Source organism: Paenibacillus sp. NPDC057934 (genome assembly GCF_042887565.1).
Classification (GTDB): Bacteria; Bacillota; Bacilli; order Paenibacillales; family Paenibacillaceae; genus Paenibacillus_AQ.
On sequence record NZ_JBHVPB010000010.1, the window covers coordinates 139,467 to 154,598 of the forward strand.

Here is a 15,132-nt window from a genome sequence, read left to right on the forward strand (position 1 = left end):
CTGACAGAAGCGTAAGCTGGGCTCTGAACCTCAGGCATCTAGGGTAGTGGCTGCCTACTATCGGTGGCTCCTACCTACCTACGGCTCAAACGAAATTCAGTATAAAACGCCGTGTATGTGCTGACCACTGGGACCGTATATTATGTTTAGTGGTTTAATCGGCTTAGCTCAGTGGTTTTAAAATAAATGCTCTAAATGGAAAGGTAGTTCAGATGAGAATCCCATTTAATGTTTCCCAGCCTGTAGGGAAAGAAAATGACTACATATTAATGGCGGCTAATAGTGGTAAGTTATCCGGAGACGGTCCCTTCACTGAAAAATGCAAATTTTTTATCGAGAATCATTTTCACGCCAACCACACCTTATTAACTACCTCTTGTACACATGCGCTTGAAATGGCTGTTCTACTACTCAATATAAAACCAGGGGATGAGATTATTGTCCCATCATATACCTTTAGTTCTACGGTCAATGCTTTCGTTCTTCAAGGTGGTATACCTATTTTTGTCGACATCAGAGAAGATACGTTAAATATCGATGAGCATAAAATAGAAGAAAAAATCACCTCAAGGACTAAAGCCATTTTTGTTATGCACTATGCCGGTGTGGCATGTGAGATGGACATCATTATGGAAATTGCACGTCGTTATAACCTTTATGTAGTAGAGGATGCTGCTCAAGCGATGACAGCAAAATATAAAGATCAATATTTAGGTACTATTGGTGATTTAGGAACCTATAGTTTTCATGAAACCAAGAACTATTTCTGTGGTGAGGGCGGAGCTTTGGTTATCAACAACGGAAAATTCATCAAAAGAGCAGAAATTATAAGGGAAAAGGGAACCAACAGAACTTCCTTTGTAAGAAAAGAAGTCGACAAATATTCTTGGGTAGATATTGGTTCCAGCTACCTTCTGTCAGAGATCCTGGCGGCCTTTTTGTATGGTCAGCTAGAAATGTGGGAGGAAATCAATCAGAACAGAAAAAGAATGTTTGAATTATATTATAACGGTTTAGAACACTTGCAAGAAGAAGGTCTGTTGCGTCTACCTTCAATCCCTACCCATTGCACGCCCAATTATCACATGTTTTATATTATCTTTAACTCAGAGGAAGAACGGAACAAAGCCATGGCTTATTTAAAAAAATATGGTGTTACAGCAGCAACGCACTACATTCCTTTACATCTATCACAAATGGGACAACAATGGTGTCCCCCTTTTGAGCGTTTCCCCCTAACAGAGCGAACAAGTAAGACTCTAATGAGATTACCCATGTACTATTCCCTAAGTGGTTCGGAGCAACAATATATCATCGGCCTGATATCAGATGCAGCCAAGGATTGTAGATCGAACAGTTTACCTGTGGGAGGGATAATCTAATGCTAAAGATCCCTTCAAGACTGTTAATGCTTAAGTGGGAATTCCTATCTATACTGATTTGTACGTTAGCCTTCACTCTTTGGAATGTAATGGCGGTTGAAAGATTTTATTTTCAGTCCTTTTTTTTCTTCACAGTAATTTCCCTTCTTTTTTGGCTAACCGGTAGACTGATTCTTCTTAAGCTATTACCGTTTCACTTTAGAAAAATTTTCGATTTTAATTTATATTTCTTAACCGGCTTCTTTGCTATCAATACAATCCTTGTGTTAATGCTATACACTCTTCCCTTAAATATAAAAACAGATCTTATGATCCTCTGTTTTGGGGTTATCTTGCTTACTATATTAAAAAGAAGCCCAGCTCATATTGCTGAAACTCCTACACATACTGAGTCAAGCAAGTTAAGCTTTATTGCTCTAATTATCATTTTGGTTGCCGTCTCTCTATGGATACAATCTTCTGTTCATGCGGTACAACAATCGGAGGGTATGACTACCTTAAAACCATGGACTGATAGCTTTTTTCATACTAGTGTGATTAGTTCCATTACGAACTCTCAGGGGTTCAGCTCTATTCAGCATTTATTTTTAGCAAATCAACCGATGCCCTTTTATCATTTTGCTATGTACCTTTTTCCTGCCGAATTATGTTCTTTTACTCCAACGAGTGCCTATCAAGCTTTTAATAGTTTTTTAACACCTTTGGGCTTAGTTCTTTCTGGAATGGCAGCATATGCACTGATAACTTCATTTTGGGGCCGCTGGGCGGGTATCGCAGCCGTTATCGGCATTCTCCTTATTCCCGATACTGCAGAAATTGGGTTTCATAATGCTTGGTTAAGTTACCATTGGCTACAACAAATTGCTCCGGGTGGTTTATACGGTGTTTCGTTAATGGCTCTTGCCTGGACGTTCATGCTTCATGGGTGCAAAGAAGGTCGCAAATCACTTGTAATCATAAGCTATGTTCTTACCTTATTGTGTGTTATCTATAAATTCCATATCTTTTTTGCAAATGCTTTCGTAATCTGGATCTTTCCCGCTTTATTCTTTTCAAACTTATCAGTCCGAATAAGAATTCTTTGGTCTTCTCTCTCTATTATTATTTATTTTTTAGTTGTTAACTTTACACAGCAGATTAAGACTATCCCTTTGATGCATTATGATGGTAGTGCCGCCAAAGAATATAGCCAAATAACGATTGATCAATTTGAACACTTGTGGATGAAGAAGCTATTTATCACGAGTATCACACCAGGCCACTCCCTGGTAGATTCCGCTTACTGGTACAGCTTGATGGCTCTGATGTTATTTATAGGGACCTTAGGTGTATTGGGTGTACTATACTTTGTAATAGCTGCGGCCGTGCGTAAAACAACTTCACCAAGCCTACTGCTACTTCCACTTTTAGTGATTTCCAATTATGTAGTTACATCTTTAAGCATAGCCTATGATGCGCATCATATTGGGAATCCGGAAGAATTAATGCATCGACCGCTAGTGTGGGCTTATTATCTCGTTTGTATATGGGTGTTTGGTTCGATCGGTCACTGGTGTCAAAAACATTTAAATATATATAAATTTCCAAAATATGCTTTGGCAGTTCTCCTCTTGATTCTCCTCATAGTCCCATGGAGACTTGGAAAAGATGTTCAGAATGGACCAGCGTGGGGCAAAGCTTATACTAACACCACATACCCAAATGGGCTTATCGAGGCCTTGCAATATGTGCGTGAGCATGGTAAGAAGGGGGCGGTCATTCAAGACTCGCATTATGATCCCCAACTTATAGTATCTGCTTTATCGGAACAACAAATTTTTGTATCACTCTATAAAAACGTAGATTCCCCTGTACAATCGAGCCGAGTTGAAGAATTAAACAACGTCAAAAAAATGACCGATAGTGAAGCTATTATTAGCTATTTTAAAAATAATGAAATACGCTGGTTCCTCGCATATCCGGATGATCCAATGAATTGGCCTCTCAGGATGGCCAACCAGCTTGTATATCAGCAAAATGGATACAAAGTTTATACTTTTTAAGAGTAGCGACTATTTAAAATACGTAATCGGGCATGAGGTGAACAATGAAAAAGGTAGATGCATTCTGGGAATTGAGAAATTTAGATAAGACTGTCTTAGAGGTGGAATTTGATGACAAGGATACAACAGATTGCTTGAATATTCTCTCTAGTGATTTTGAAACCTATGACTACATCGTTACAAAAATTCCAAAAGGACGATTGGATCTTGTTCATTCTCTTGAAGATCGTGGATTTAGATTTATGGAGACTCAAATTGAATTATCCTATAATCTCAATAAACATACGAAAGCTTCCAGTTACGTAAAAAAACTATCAGATCAAACGCAATATAAACAGGTGACCACATTAGATCAATTAAACGCTCTTCTATCGCGAATAGACGATGACTTATTTATTACGGATAGAGTATCGCTAGATCCTTTACTAGGAACGACAACAGCTCATAATCGATATCTTAATTGGCTTACCGATGCCTTTCACACCGGAAATGCTGCGATCTATGAAGTGGAACTGAAATCTCGAGATATTGGATTCTTTTATAGTTCTCCATTAGATGACACTACAATATACGGGGCTTTGGCTTCAGTATATAAAAAATATCGAAATCGGGGTTTGGGTTTGATTGTGCTAGAAACTGCCTTCAATTGGGCAAAAAAAGAAGGTTATTCTAAAATCGTTACTCGCGTATCTTCAAATAATCTGGAAGCTTTACGTGCTAATTTAAACTTGGGATTTGAAAGTAAGAATATGCATTATATTCTAAGAAAAGCGAATTTCGAGTATTAGGATGATTGATCATGAGACATATTGAACTTTCCGTTGTGATACCTGTTTATAACTCACAGGATTCGATAAGCGTTGTTGTAGAAAACCTGCTCAGGCAATATACTGGCTCATTTGAAATGGAAATAATCTTAGTGAATGATGGGAGCGTTGACCGTAGCAACGAAATATGTTTATTGTTAGCCAGACAAAATTCAAATGTTATACTACTGGATCTAGAGAGAAATCATGGTCAACAGGCTGCTATTTTAAAGGGGCTGAATATAGCTCAGGGAGATTATATTGCCCTAATGGACGATGATATGCAAAACCCTCCTGAGGAGCTTATTAAGCTAATCAACAAGATTCATGAAGGCTTTGACGTTGTTATTGGACAAAGAATAACATATAACCAAACTATATTCCGGAGATTCATATCGCATCTTAACAATCTTGTGATCAATTGGTTATTACGTTCAGAGAAAAGGATCTATTTCAGCAATTTTTTAATCATGAAAAAGTTCATATCAGCAGAGATCCTTAAGAAATCAGTCCCTAATGCCAATATACACGGATTAATATTTCAAATCACCAAAAGCATTGTGAATACACCTACAGAGCATAAAATTAGGAAAAATGGAAAATCTAATTACACATTATTTAAGCTTTTAAAATATTGGTTCAATGTGTTGCCTTATCTGACGACTAGATTAACCAGGGTCCTATTATACGTATCCCTTTCCCTTATAGCAGGGGGTGTTATTTATTTATTGATTTCGGGAGTACTTTCATTGCTTTAAATATTTAAAACATTTCCAATTTAAATAGTAAGTTTATCTCCGAAACTGCAGCCATTGGCTGCAGTTTTTTGTTATTATGAAGCTTAAGGATACAAGGACATTTCGCACAGGAGTCACACATCTATGAAGTTCAACCTCTATTTATCTGAAATCTTAATGGCTGCAACCGTGTGTTCTTTGATTCTAGTCTATCTTTCTTGGAGAAGAAGACAGCTTCCGATAGCAGTAAGCTATGGACTGGGAGTTTTGGCAGGTGCATTCTATACTTTTGGGTATGCCTTTGAACTTGTCGGTGAGAATCTGAAGGATATCCTGTTCTGGCTCCGAATCGAGTATATCGGCATTCCCTTTGCTCCGACACTGTGGATGATTATGGTGCTGCAATATACGGGACGGCAAGCGTATGTCCGTAAATGGACCGTCGCTCTATTGATGGTTGTTCCAGTGTTTATGCTCATCGTCTATAACACCAACGAGTGGCATCATTTATTCTATAGAAGCATGTCTATTGATGATTTGGATGGAATTTCTCTTCTTCGTTTGGATCACGGCCCCTTATTTTACTTCAATATTGTTTATTCCTTCTTTTTTTTCTTCTTCGGAATGGGACTGCTAATCCAAATGTACCTCAGATCGCCTTCCCGGATGAAGCAGCAAATTATTTTCATGATGATTGGATCATGCGGGCCATTCGGGTTCACGCTGATTAATATTAGTGGAATTCTGAAGACCCCTATAGATATATCACCGTTCGGCTTTCTGATTTCTGGTTTATTTTATCTGCTTGGTATTTATCAATTCAATATGCTCAGGTTCTCTCCACTTGCACAGCAGAAGGTCTTCGAGTCGATACAAGATGCCGTTGTGGTATTCGATCTGGATCATAACATCTCTGAATTCAACCGTTCGGCAAGCCGAATGATCAGGGGTCTTGATAACAGAACTGGTATAGGTCAGCCGGCAGAGAACGTATTTTCCCCATATCCTACACTGCTGGACACGATTCTTAAGGAGCCTGTTCCGGAGAACAAGATTCTATTTGGGAATAATGATCGGGTCTATCAAGCTCAAATGTTATACATTAACGACAGCCGGTCAAGGCCGACAGGTAAAATGCTTTTGCTTAGTGATGCAACAGATGTCGTACGATCGGAGGAAAGGCTGATTAATAACGCCAGACAGCTGCAAGAGCTGAATACACTCAAGGATGAATTATTCAGTGTGGTAGCTCATGATATCCGTGACCCACTGGCGATACTATTGAACCTAATGGAGATCATGGAAGAGGAGCTGCCTGCTCGTGGTGAGGGCCACGAAGAGATTGTTCATGAAATGGGTCAGCAGTTACGAAAAACGCTCACCTTGGCAGAGAATCTGCTAGGTTGGTTCGGGAAACACCAAGGAGGCATGATTCTGAGCCCTGACGCCCACGATTTGTTCGATGCTGTACAGATGAGTCTACATCTCCTGCAGGTTCGCAGCGAGGGCAAAGGAATTGTGATGGTGTCTGAGGTTCCCCCCAATACGTGGGTCTACGTAGACAAGGAAATGTTGAATTTAATCGTTCGCAATCTACTCTCCAACGCTGTTAAATTTACGGATTCCGGAGGTAGCATTACGGTGCGGGCTGAACGTTCGGATGGGAAAATGATTGTTGCAGTAAGCGACACGGGCGTGGGCGTACGGGAGGATATGGCCCAAACCTTATTACAGTCAGACTATTCAGCCTCTACGGCGGGTACAGCTGGAGAACAAGGCATCGGTTTAGGGCTTGCGATCTGCAGAGAATTTGTACGATTAAACGGGGGGGAGATCTGGTTTGACAGTAATCCCGCCGAAGGAAGCACATTCTATTTCACCATTCCACTTCCTCCAGGAGTCTCTAATATAAATTCAAATATAGCCTTTGATTCGTATGGAAGGAGGGTTGCTGAATGAAGATCGTACTCATCGATGATGAAAAAGCGATGCATTTAATTATGAAACGAATGTTGAACAAAATCGGTGAGGCCGATGTTGTGGGAGCCTTCCTGAATACAACTGCGGCCGAAGAGTATTTGAACGACTATGATGCGGATATCGTCTTTATGGACATCCATATGCCGCAAGAGAGCGGGCTGATGTTCGCTCAGCGGTTAAGAGATAGGGGTAGCAAGATCAAGCTGGTGTTCGTGACGTCTCATACCGAATATGCCTTGTCCGCTTTTGATGTCTATGCCTATGATTATATCGTGAAGCCTGTTGTACTGGAGCGGATACAGCGAACGGTTCAAAGGGCCTTGGCTGAGGCCAAGCAAGAGCAGAATTCGTCAGAATCACTGGCAGATCCTTCAGTTCATGTACAGATCAATTGTCTGGGAAGAATGGAGATGAAGGATGGGCAGAACCGCATGCTTAAATGGAAGACCAGTAAAAGTGCAGAATTATGCGGATACTTATTACTGCATCATGGGAGTCTGGTCTCCCGCTCTAAGCTGATCGAGGATATATTCAGGGAGATGCCGCTCAAGAACGCAGAGACCTATTTAAATACCACCGCTTATCAACTGCGCAAGCTGCTTGGAGAGAATGGTCTGAAGGGTGCTTTGTTTTCGGATGGCAATCATTATGCTTTGAATCTGCCCTCAACTGATGTCGATCTGTTTCGGTTTGAAGAAGGATGTATGCAGATGACGGTTATAGACGAGTCAAATCTTGGGGATGCAATTGGGCTAGAGCGGCTCTATCTTGGTGACTTATTCGGAAGTTATGGCTACCCTTGGGCCTTAAGTGAGATCGAGCGCTATTCGCTGATGTATGTTCAGTTTGCTCAACGCTTATGTAGAGTATTGTTGTTTCGGGAGGATTTCTTGACGGCTATTCCCATTCTCAATAGGCTGGCTACCCACAATGAATTGGATGAAGAGACCGTTAAGCTTCATTTGCAGGCCCTGGCTTTGCAGAAAAATAAAGAGGGTTTGACCCGACGGTTCTCTAACTTCACGGAGCTACTGTTGCGAGAGGTGGGGGCTACCCCCTCGCCAGACATGGTACTGCTATATGAGCAGTTGCTATCTCCATTGGAATCATTGCATTCATTTTATAGTGAAATATAGGTTTAAGTGATTATAGAACCGGAGGGTTATTTATGAAAGCATTAATTTTTGAGCATTTTGGCGGTCCGGAGGTACTGCGTTATGCAGATCTTCCTGATCCGGAGCTGGAGCCAGGGACAGTATGGGTCAGAATGAAGGCGATTGGATTAAACTTCGCTGATATTTATCGCAGACGGGGTGATTATCACTTGGCGGGTCAGGCACCCTACATTTTAGGATACGAGGGAGCAGGCATCGTGGAGCGGGTTGCGGAAGATGTGAAGACGGTGAAAATTGGAGACCGGGTTGCATTTGCCGATGTTCCGTATGCGAATGCTGAACTGGTGAAGGTGGCGCTGGGTCATATCATTCCACTGCCGGACGACATCACCTTTGAACAATCAGCTGCACTGCTGCTGCAAGGTCTGACGGCACATTATTTGGTGAATGATAGCTATTCAGTTCAGCCAGGCGACGAGATTGTGATTCATGCAGCGGCAGGAGGAGTGGGGCAGCTTCTGACACAGTTGGCTAAGGCCAAAGGAGCCAGAGTTCTCGGCCTGACTTCTTCCCCTGCGAAGCGTGAAGCTGCGCTCTCTGCCGGTGCAGACGAAGTGTTGCTGTATGACGGCGACTGGGCGAGCGCGGCGATTCGTTGGTCCAATAACGGTCAAGGCGTGAACGCAGTCTATGATTCAGTAGGTTCCACTTTAATGGATAGCTTCAAAACAACGAAAATCAAAGGTTCAGTCGTATTCTATGGAATGGCCGGCGGCAATCCGCCCCACATTGATCCCCGCATGCTTATGGATACCTCCAAAACCTTGACCGGAGGCGATCTCTGGAACCATATCGTTACACGTACCAACCGGATCGAGCGCTCAGAGAAGCTTTTTGAAGCGATAAGACAGGGACATCTAAAGATGGAGGAACCGAAGTCGTTCCCGCTCCGCGATGGTGCTGAGGCACATCGGTTGTTAGAGAGCAGAAGCAGTACGGGAAAGATTTTGTTGATTCCTTAATAGGCCCTCGCATTAACGAACCGATGAGTTCCGAAATCTGAATAACCGGAGGCCAGAATGGCTTCCTGTAAGGGATGAAGGTTGTCCGTGAATCGCAGCTCGGCACCCGTGGCTAAGATCCGGTCTACCAGATGATCTATAGCTTCTACTCGAAGAGGTTCTATGGCGTGTGTGGAGGTATAATATCCTGCGGTTTGGTCAAACAGCTCAAAGCTTTGCCGTGGGAAAACGTATCTATAAAGCGTAGTGTTCTTTATGGCTGCATACCAGTCGCTTTCAACCGTGATGATGGTTGTGGCTGTAGTGCCTGCGAAAAGGTTGCCATTCTGGGCACCACTTGCGGCGGCCGTCTTTCGCAGGACAATTCTGGGGCAGTCTCCCTCTCCTACATAAAGTCAAAAAAATAACGAATGACATGGAATAATACCGGCGAGGTGTAGGTAAGGCTGTCGACCCGGCTCAAGTAGCTTTTTTTCAAGGCCTCAAATTTGCCATCATCGCCGATCAGCAGATCGCGCTTTAGCACGGACACGGTCAAGCTGCCGATGAAGCCGCTAAGGCTGATCAACATCCCGGAGAAGATCCCGAAAATTGGGGTAAGCGGTGTCAGATAAGGATAGATCAGATACGATACCGTCGTGGTAACCACAAACGCGCAGGCGAAGCCTTCCCAGGTCAGATAGGGATTGGCGGTGGGGACCACTTTTCTTTTGCCAAAATAGATCGAGGCCAGGTGATGCACCACATCATTAAGTTGTGTCAGTACAACCAGAAACAGTACGAGTCCCGCCCCGTACTCGGGGGTAGCGAACTGGAAATACGCCAGATGGCTAAGTCCGAACACCATCAGCATAAGACCCCACTGGGTCGAGCTGACACTGCGCAGAAATCCAACCGTCCCTTTGTTAATCATCCGGGGAAGCGGCAGCAGCAAGAATACATAGACAGGGATAAAGACGATGAACATCCCGTACCATTCGATATAGATCCAGTAGAATTGCAGCGGAATCGACAAGTATGCCCACAGAAATAGCCTGCGGTCCGCTTTTCTCGACTTGATCATGGAGAAGTATTCCTTCAGTGCGAAGAAGCTCAGCACCATCAGTGAGATTAGGGACACCACGGAATTGAACAGGGTAGCAAGGCAGAAGATGAACACCATGCCCCACCAGGTCTTGATGCGGTTTCCGATGGGGGCGTAGTCCTTGTTCGGCTGAACTTTGCTTATTACATAATAGATGAGTTGAATGGCACATAGAGCTGCCAAAATAAGAACTAACGTTAAGTAGCTTCTATCCAGGGCAATCACCAACTTGTCATGAGGTAGGATTCCATTAAAGGGTTCCTATGTTATTATGAAGGAATAGTCCAATCTTGATAAGGGGAAATTTCGTCAATGGTTGCAGATCAGTCGGTTTTTATCTTGCTTACGAATACCGGAACGCTTTTTACGAAAATGATTCAGACCTACACCAAAGCGCCGTATAACCACGCTTCGATTTCATTTGACCGCGAGCTTTCGGAGATGTACAGCTTCGGGCGAAAGAATCCGAACAATCCGCTGAACGGGGGATTCGTGAGGGAGGATATTCAGACAGGCACGTACAGCAAGTATCCCAATACGACGTGCGTGATCTATGAATTGCAGGTAACGGAGCGGGAAGTGGAGAAAATGAAGCGGGTTCTGCATATCTTTATCCGCAGCCGCCAAAAGTACCTTTATAATCTTCTCGGTGTAATTGGTATCGCCCTTAAAGAGCCTGTCGAGTTCAGTAACTCCTATTTCTGCTCCCAATTTGTCGCGGAGATTCTGGAGCGTTCCGGCATCAAGCTGTGGAACAAGCTGCCTGCACTCGTGACACCGGATGATTTTCGGCAGAGTGACAGGCTGCAGTTGATTTATGAGGGAAGATTGAGCGAGTACGTGAAATAAGCGATATTCTATAGGGCTGTAGCTTAATTCCCTAGAGATAATGCAGCAAGACCTACTTCTTTTAATGAATTCATGGCCTCAATATAAGGTAGAGGACCGTAGCTGATACGCGCCACGCCCAGTTCGGCAAGCTGCCCGAGGGACGGGGTATGCGAGGTTACCATAACGTTCACCGGAAGTGGTGATTGACTACATAGAACTTCTATCAGTCTAGCATCGCTTAACCCCGGAACAAAAATACCATTGGCCCCGGCTTCTGCATATGCGTGTGCACGGCTGAGGGTCTGTTCAATACAGGATGCGTGCTGCCCGGCAGCCGTTTGAAAGAAAATATCCGTTCTGGCGTTAATAAAAAGTGGTAGCCCAGCCTGTTCGCCTGCTGCACGGGCAGCAGAAATGCGCAGACTTTGATCCGGGATCGTATAGAGACCTTCTTCACCAATCCGCTGATCCTCCAAGTTAATCCCCACAGCTCCGTTTTCAATAACTAACCCTACATTTACCTTAACTTCGTCCGGATTTAGCCCATATCCCCCTTCAATATCAATGGTTACAGGAAGATCCACGTTCTCTTTAATACGCTTCAAATTCTCCAATACGAGTGGAAAAGGCAACGTCTCGCCGTCCTCATATCCGTGTGCCGCAGCTACAGACCAACTGCCAGTCGCAATGGCCTTGGCTCCGATGGATTGAACTGCCTGTGCACTCCCCGCATCCCAAATATTAATAAGCACCAAGGGGTCTCCTTTGGTATGCAATTGGTGAAGTTGGAACGCTTGTTCATGTTGGGTATTCATATCCTTATTCTCCTCCCTGCTCATGATGGAGCAGCCAATTTTTACGTGTCAGACCGCCGCCATATCCACCCATCTCCCCGTTTGCATTAATGACACGGTGGCAGGGAATCACAATGGCCAGCTGATTGGCTCCGTTGGCCTGAGCGACCGCGCGGAAGGCTGTCGGTTTGCCGAGGGCTACGGATATGTCCAGATAGGAACGTGTCTCCCCGGGCGGGATTTTCATTAACTCGCCCCATACACTTTGTTGAAAAGGGGAGCCGAGCAGAGCAAGCGGCGTGTCGAAGGTCATCCGTTCTCCGTCAAAATATTCTGACAACTCTCGTTCAATCGAGAGAATAGGGGCGGTAACGCCTGGAATAATCGCCGATTTCGTCCGTTTCCGAAGGCGTTCCACTTCGCGTTCTAGGCCCCGTCGATCTATGAATTCCAATAGATACAGGGCTTCATCATTGCCGATGGCCATCATGGGTCCAAGTCGGGTGTCGATCCAGGCGGCTTTGAGGACCTTGCTGTCCTCCAGCAGAGTAGGGGCAGCCCCCATAATTCGAGAGAAGGCATCCCTGAAGCCGCTGCTAGATTCATAGCCGGTGGACAGCTGACTGTCGATGACCGTCTTGCCCGACCTAATATTCTTCAGAGCAAGACCCATACGGCGTGCGCGGGCATATTCCACAAAGGTCATGCCAAACCGCTTTTTGAATTGACGCCGAGCCGTAGATTCATCGACTGAGAGGTTCCTGAAATCCTGTGTCGTCCAGCGTTTCTCCGGGTTGCTTTCCACGGCTTCAACGAGCACACGGACAATCTCCGGGACGTGATTGGGATGGGAGAGCGGACGACAGCGCTGGCAGGGTCGATAAGAGGCTAGCAGCGCCTGCTGGGGATTCGCAAAGAACTCACAATTCTCCAGCTTGGGCTTTCTGGCAGGGCATGTCGGACGGCAAAATACCCCTGTAGTCTTAACGCCAACGTAGAACAATCCCTCGTATTCCGTATTTTTCTCCAGCAGCGCCTTGTAATACTCTTCATATCGTTCAGCAGGTAACAATAGCAGCACGTCCTAACCTTTCAATGTTGTTCTCATTATAATGTCTTCCTGCGGATGACATCGCCGAAATTCAGGCATCTATTTTGCATGAAAAAAGACGCCCTCAGCGGGCGCCCTTCGCTAGTTCTCGGAATGAGCAGCTTCGTCTTTGACTTCCTCTTTAAAGCTGCGAATACTTTCTTTGCGGCGTGCATTTTTGTCCTCAATCTGATTACGTTCTTTGCTGTCCAGCTCTGAAGAGAATTCGTTCAGGTAGCCTTCGGCTTCCTGCAAGTTCTCTTGCGTATTCTGGATACTTTGCTGCAAATGTTCTACATTATCTGCCCGATTATCTGGCTTTGCCATTGCTTGGATCGCCTCCTGATCATTGGAGCGCCCGACTTGGGAGCTAACAGGTAGGTTGATCGTTGCTGGCTCATTTTATGCATAGAATACTATACAGACGATGGTCTATGTTTGAGTTCACAATTTCAAAGGTTAGATCCGTTCTTCATGATCCTCCATCTTGAACTCTTGACCTGGTTTAATAAGTCCCTTTTCAATTTCGTCATACTTTAGCAACTTTTTGTCTACGGCTTCAAATGCCATATCCAGTTCTTTTTGACGTTTTAGGAGCTCTTTTTTGTGATTTTCAAAAATTTCTCTTCGAAGCGGAACCGTTTCATCCCCTTCGAAAGCCAGTTTCACAATACGTTTCATATCAGTGACCTGCATTCCTGTATGACGTAAGCAAGTCATGAGTCTCATCCAATCCAGATCTTTCTTCTCAAACATACGATTGCCGTGCGGATCCCGCTTGAGATTAGGTAATAAACCCTCTTTCTCATAGTATCGAATCGTTGAAGGTGGGCATCCTAATTTCTCAGAAGCTTCTTTTATAGAGAAAAATGTCATTTTGTATATCACCCCTCTTCATTGTAAACCTTAAAGTTAACTTTAAGGTAGTGCCAAATATTTAAAATAATCAGGTAAAAACTTCTCTTGCCTTAAAGTTTGATTGAAGGTTTAAAATGGCACTACGATATTGGGAAGTTATATCGAATACTTGAAAATAGGAGGGTTCGCAAAGCAAGTGGAAATGAACAAAAAATTTAAAACAGCAGTCCTTTCGTTGGCTGTGACATCCACACTGGCCCCAATGCTTGCAGCACCTGCTGTCAAACTGTTGATGATGGACTTTCCAGATGCGAGCTCGACACTTGTGCAATCCATCGTTACCTTCCCTTCTTTTTTTATCATTCCCGCATTGCTCATCGTTAGTCTGTTATCCCGTTTCCTGTCCAAAAAAGTAATTCTCGTTATTGGTTTGATTCTGTACACCATAGGCGGAGTCGGACCTGCAGCAATGAACTCTATTGTGGGGATTTTAATATTACGAGGGGTTTTGGGGCTTAGTATCGGCTTCCTTACACCGACGATGAATGCGCTCATTGCCGAATATTTTGTAGGGGATGAGCGTCTAAGGATGAATGGATTAACAACAGCAATTAATGGCATAGGGGGTGCCTTCTTTTTGTTGGTCGGGGGGACGATTACTGCGTTTGGCTGGAGGGGTGTATTCTTCACCTACGCTTATGGATTAGTACTGCTAGTGCTCGTGATACTTTTTGTTCCAGCTACTAAACCTTCCCGTACTGCTTCTTCGGTTCAAAAGGATCAGAAAAAGAAGGCAGCTTCACTTTCTATCGGCGTTGTCAGTGTTGGTTTATCGGCGACTGCACTTATGATCCTGTACTATACCGTGCCTACAAATCTGGCAGCGTTCATCATCGATAATGGGTATGGAAATTCTGCGACTTCTGGCTATATGACAGCAATATCCTTCACATTTGTTTTCTTAGCTGGAATTTCAGGAGCCCGCCTAAAAAATCTACTTCTTAGAGCATTCGTTCCCATCGTCGTGCTCATTCTCGGTCTGGGCGCCTTACTAATGGGTACGGCGAGCTCACTGTGGGCGGTGGCTGCAAGTGTTGGCTTGATTGGATTTGGATTTGGATTGGCCTACCCTGTTCTTCTCAGTCGGGTGGCGTCAGCAGCAAAACCTGAAAGTGTTACCCTGGCTGTGTCCTCATTAACTGCTTTTGCCAACATTGGACAGTTCATAACACCATATGTAACAAAAGGCATTGAGATGGCTTTTAGGCTCAATTCCATCCGTGGGGTTTTCCTGGTACTTGCTGTTGTGTTGGGGATTCTTTTATTCTGGACAGCTGTCAAGGGATTTAGAACTACTAAAAGATCTAATCCTCTAGGAACGTGAAGTCGTG

15 protein-coding genes are annotated in these 15,132 nt (G+C 44.1%); 9 read left to right on the forward strand and 6 right to left on the reverse strand.

Going from position 1 to position 15,132, the window contains the following annotated elements:
- Nucleotides 1-212: 212 nt before the first annotated feature.
- The 7 genes from rffA to ACFVRY_RS22675 all read left to right on the forward strand — a co-directional run bounded on the left by rffA (nt 213) and on the right by ACFVRY_RS22675 (nt 9,084).
- A complete protein-coding gene (rffA, locus tag ACFVRY_RS22645) occupies nt 213-1,382 on the forward strand; it encodes a dTDP-4-amino-4,6-dideoxygalactose transaminase (RefSeq protein WP_387502567.1) in 1,170 nt (389 codons plus the stop codon).
- Entirely contained in the window at nt 1,382-3,424 is a 2,043-nt protein-coding gene (locus ACFVRY_RS22650) for a hypothetical protein (protein ID WP_387502568.1), read from the forward strand. Before rffA ends, ACFVRY_RS22650 begins: the two co-directional genes overlap by 1 nt.
- 44 nt (nt 3,425-3,468) lie before the next feature.
- The gene (locus tag ACFVRY_RS22655) at nt 3,469-4,212 is read left to right on the forward strand and encodes a GNAT family N-acetyltransferase (protein WP_387502569.1); all 744 of its coding nucleotides are present in this window, start codon (nt 3,469-3,471) and stop codon (nt 4,210-4,212) included.
- Nucleotides 4,213-4,223: 11 nt separating this feature from the next.
- Complete coding sequence (locus tag ACFVRY_RS22660) at nt 4,224-4,988, forward strand: glycosyltransferase family 2 protein (protein ID WP_387502570.1); 765 nt, start codon at nt 4,224-4,226, stop codon at nt 4,986-4,988.
- Between the two features lie 123 nt (nt 4,989-5,111).
- A complete protein-coding gene (locus ACFVRY_RS22665; RefSeq protein ID WP_387502571.1) occupies nt 5,112-6,926 on the forward strand; it encodes a sensor histidine kinase in 1,815 nt (604 codons plus the stop codon).
- A complete protein-coding gene (locus ACFVRY_RS22670) occupies nt 6,923-8,083 on the forward strand; it encodes a response regulator (protein ID WP_387502572.1) in 1,161 nt (386 codons plus the stop codon). The genes ACFVRY_RS22665 and ACFVRY_RS22670 overlap by 4 nt, the downstream gene beginning before the upstream one ends.
- Before the next feature lie 32 nt (nt 8,084-8,115).
- The gene (locus ACFVRY_RS22675) at nt 8,116-9,084 is read left to right on the forward strand and encodes a quinone oxidoreductase family protein (RefSeq protein ID WP_387502573.1); all 969 of its coding nucleotides are present in this window, start codon (nt 8,116-8,118) and stop codon (nt 9,082-9,084) included.
- On the opposite strand, the gene ACFVRY_RS22680 is transcribed toward ACFVRY_RS22675, so the two are convergent.
- Nucleotides 9,081-9,449: a DUF6886 family protein gene (locus ACFVRY_RS22680; RefSeq protein ID WP_387502713.1), complete on the reverse strand. Its 369-nt coding sequence runs from the start codon at nt 9,447-9,449 to the stop codon at nt 9,081-9,083. The two genes, ACFVRY_RS22675 and ACFVRY_RS22680, sit on opposite strands and share 4 nt — an antisense overlap.
- A 20-nt stretch (nt 9,450-9,469) precedes the next feature.
- Nucleotides 9,470-10,384: a phosphatidate cytidylyltransferase gene (locus ACFVRY_RS22685; protein WP_387502714.1), complete on the reverse strand. Its 915-nt coding sequence runs from the start codon at nt 10,382-10,384 to the stop codon at nt 9,470-9,472.
- A gap of 96 nt (nt 10,385-10,480) precedes the next feature.
- Between ACFVRY_RS22685 and ACFVRY_RS22690 the strand changes: the two genes are divergently transcribed.
- A complete protein-coding gene (locus ACFVRY_RS22690) occupies nt 10,481-11,017 on the forward strand; it encodes a hypothetical protein (protein WP_387502574.1) in 537 nt (178 codons plus the stop codon).
- Nucleotides 11,018-11,040: 23 nt separating this feature from the next.
- Here ACFVRY_RS22690 and ACFVRY_RS22695 read toward each other — a convergent pair whose 3' ends face one another.
- The 4 genes from ACFVRY_RS22695 to ACFVRY_RS22710 form a co-directional block, all read right to left on the reverse strand.
- Nucleotides 11,041-11,814: an isocitrate lyase/PEP mutase family protein gene (locus tag ACFVRY_RS22695; RefSeq protein ID WP_387502575.1), complete on the reverse strand. Its 774-nt coding sequence runs from the start codon at nt 11,812-11,814 to the stop codon at nt 11,041-11,043.
- A gap of 4 nt (nt 11,815-11,818) precedes the next feature.
- Entirely contained in the window at nt 11,819-12,865 is a 1,047-nt protein-coding gene (locus ACFVRY_RS22700; RefSeq protein ID WP_387502715.1) for a bifunctional transcriptional activator/DNA repair enzyme AdaA, read from the reverse strand.
- 120 nt (nt 12,866-12,985) lie between these two features.
- Nucleotides 12,986-13,210 carry a small acid-soluble spore protein Tlp gene (gene tlp, locus ACFVRY_RS22705; protein WP_387502576.1) on the reverse strand — a complete coding sequence of 75 codons (225 nt, stop codon included), beginning with the start codon at nt 13,208-13,210 and terminating at the stop codon, nt 12,986-12,988.
- A gap of 132 nt (nt 13,211-13,342) precedes the next feature.
- A complete protein-coding gene (locus ACFVRY_RS22710; protein ID WP_387502577.1) occupies nt 13,343-13,759 on the reverse strand; it encodes a MerR family transcriptional regulator in 417 nt (138 codons plus the stop codon).
- A 184-nt stretch (nt 13,760-13,943) separates the two neighbouring features.
- Here ACFVRY_RS22710 and ACFVRY_RS22715 point away from each other — a divergent pair, with 184 nt between their 5' ends.
- A complete protein-coding gene (locus tag ACFVRY_RS22715; protein ID WP_387502716.1) occupies nt 13,944-15,125 on the forward strand; it encodes an MFS transporter in 1,182 nt (393 codons plus the stop codon).
- The last annotated feature ends 7 nt before the right edge of the window (nt 15,126-15,132 follow it).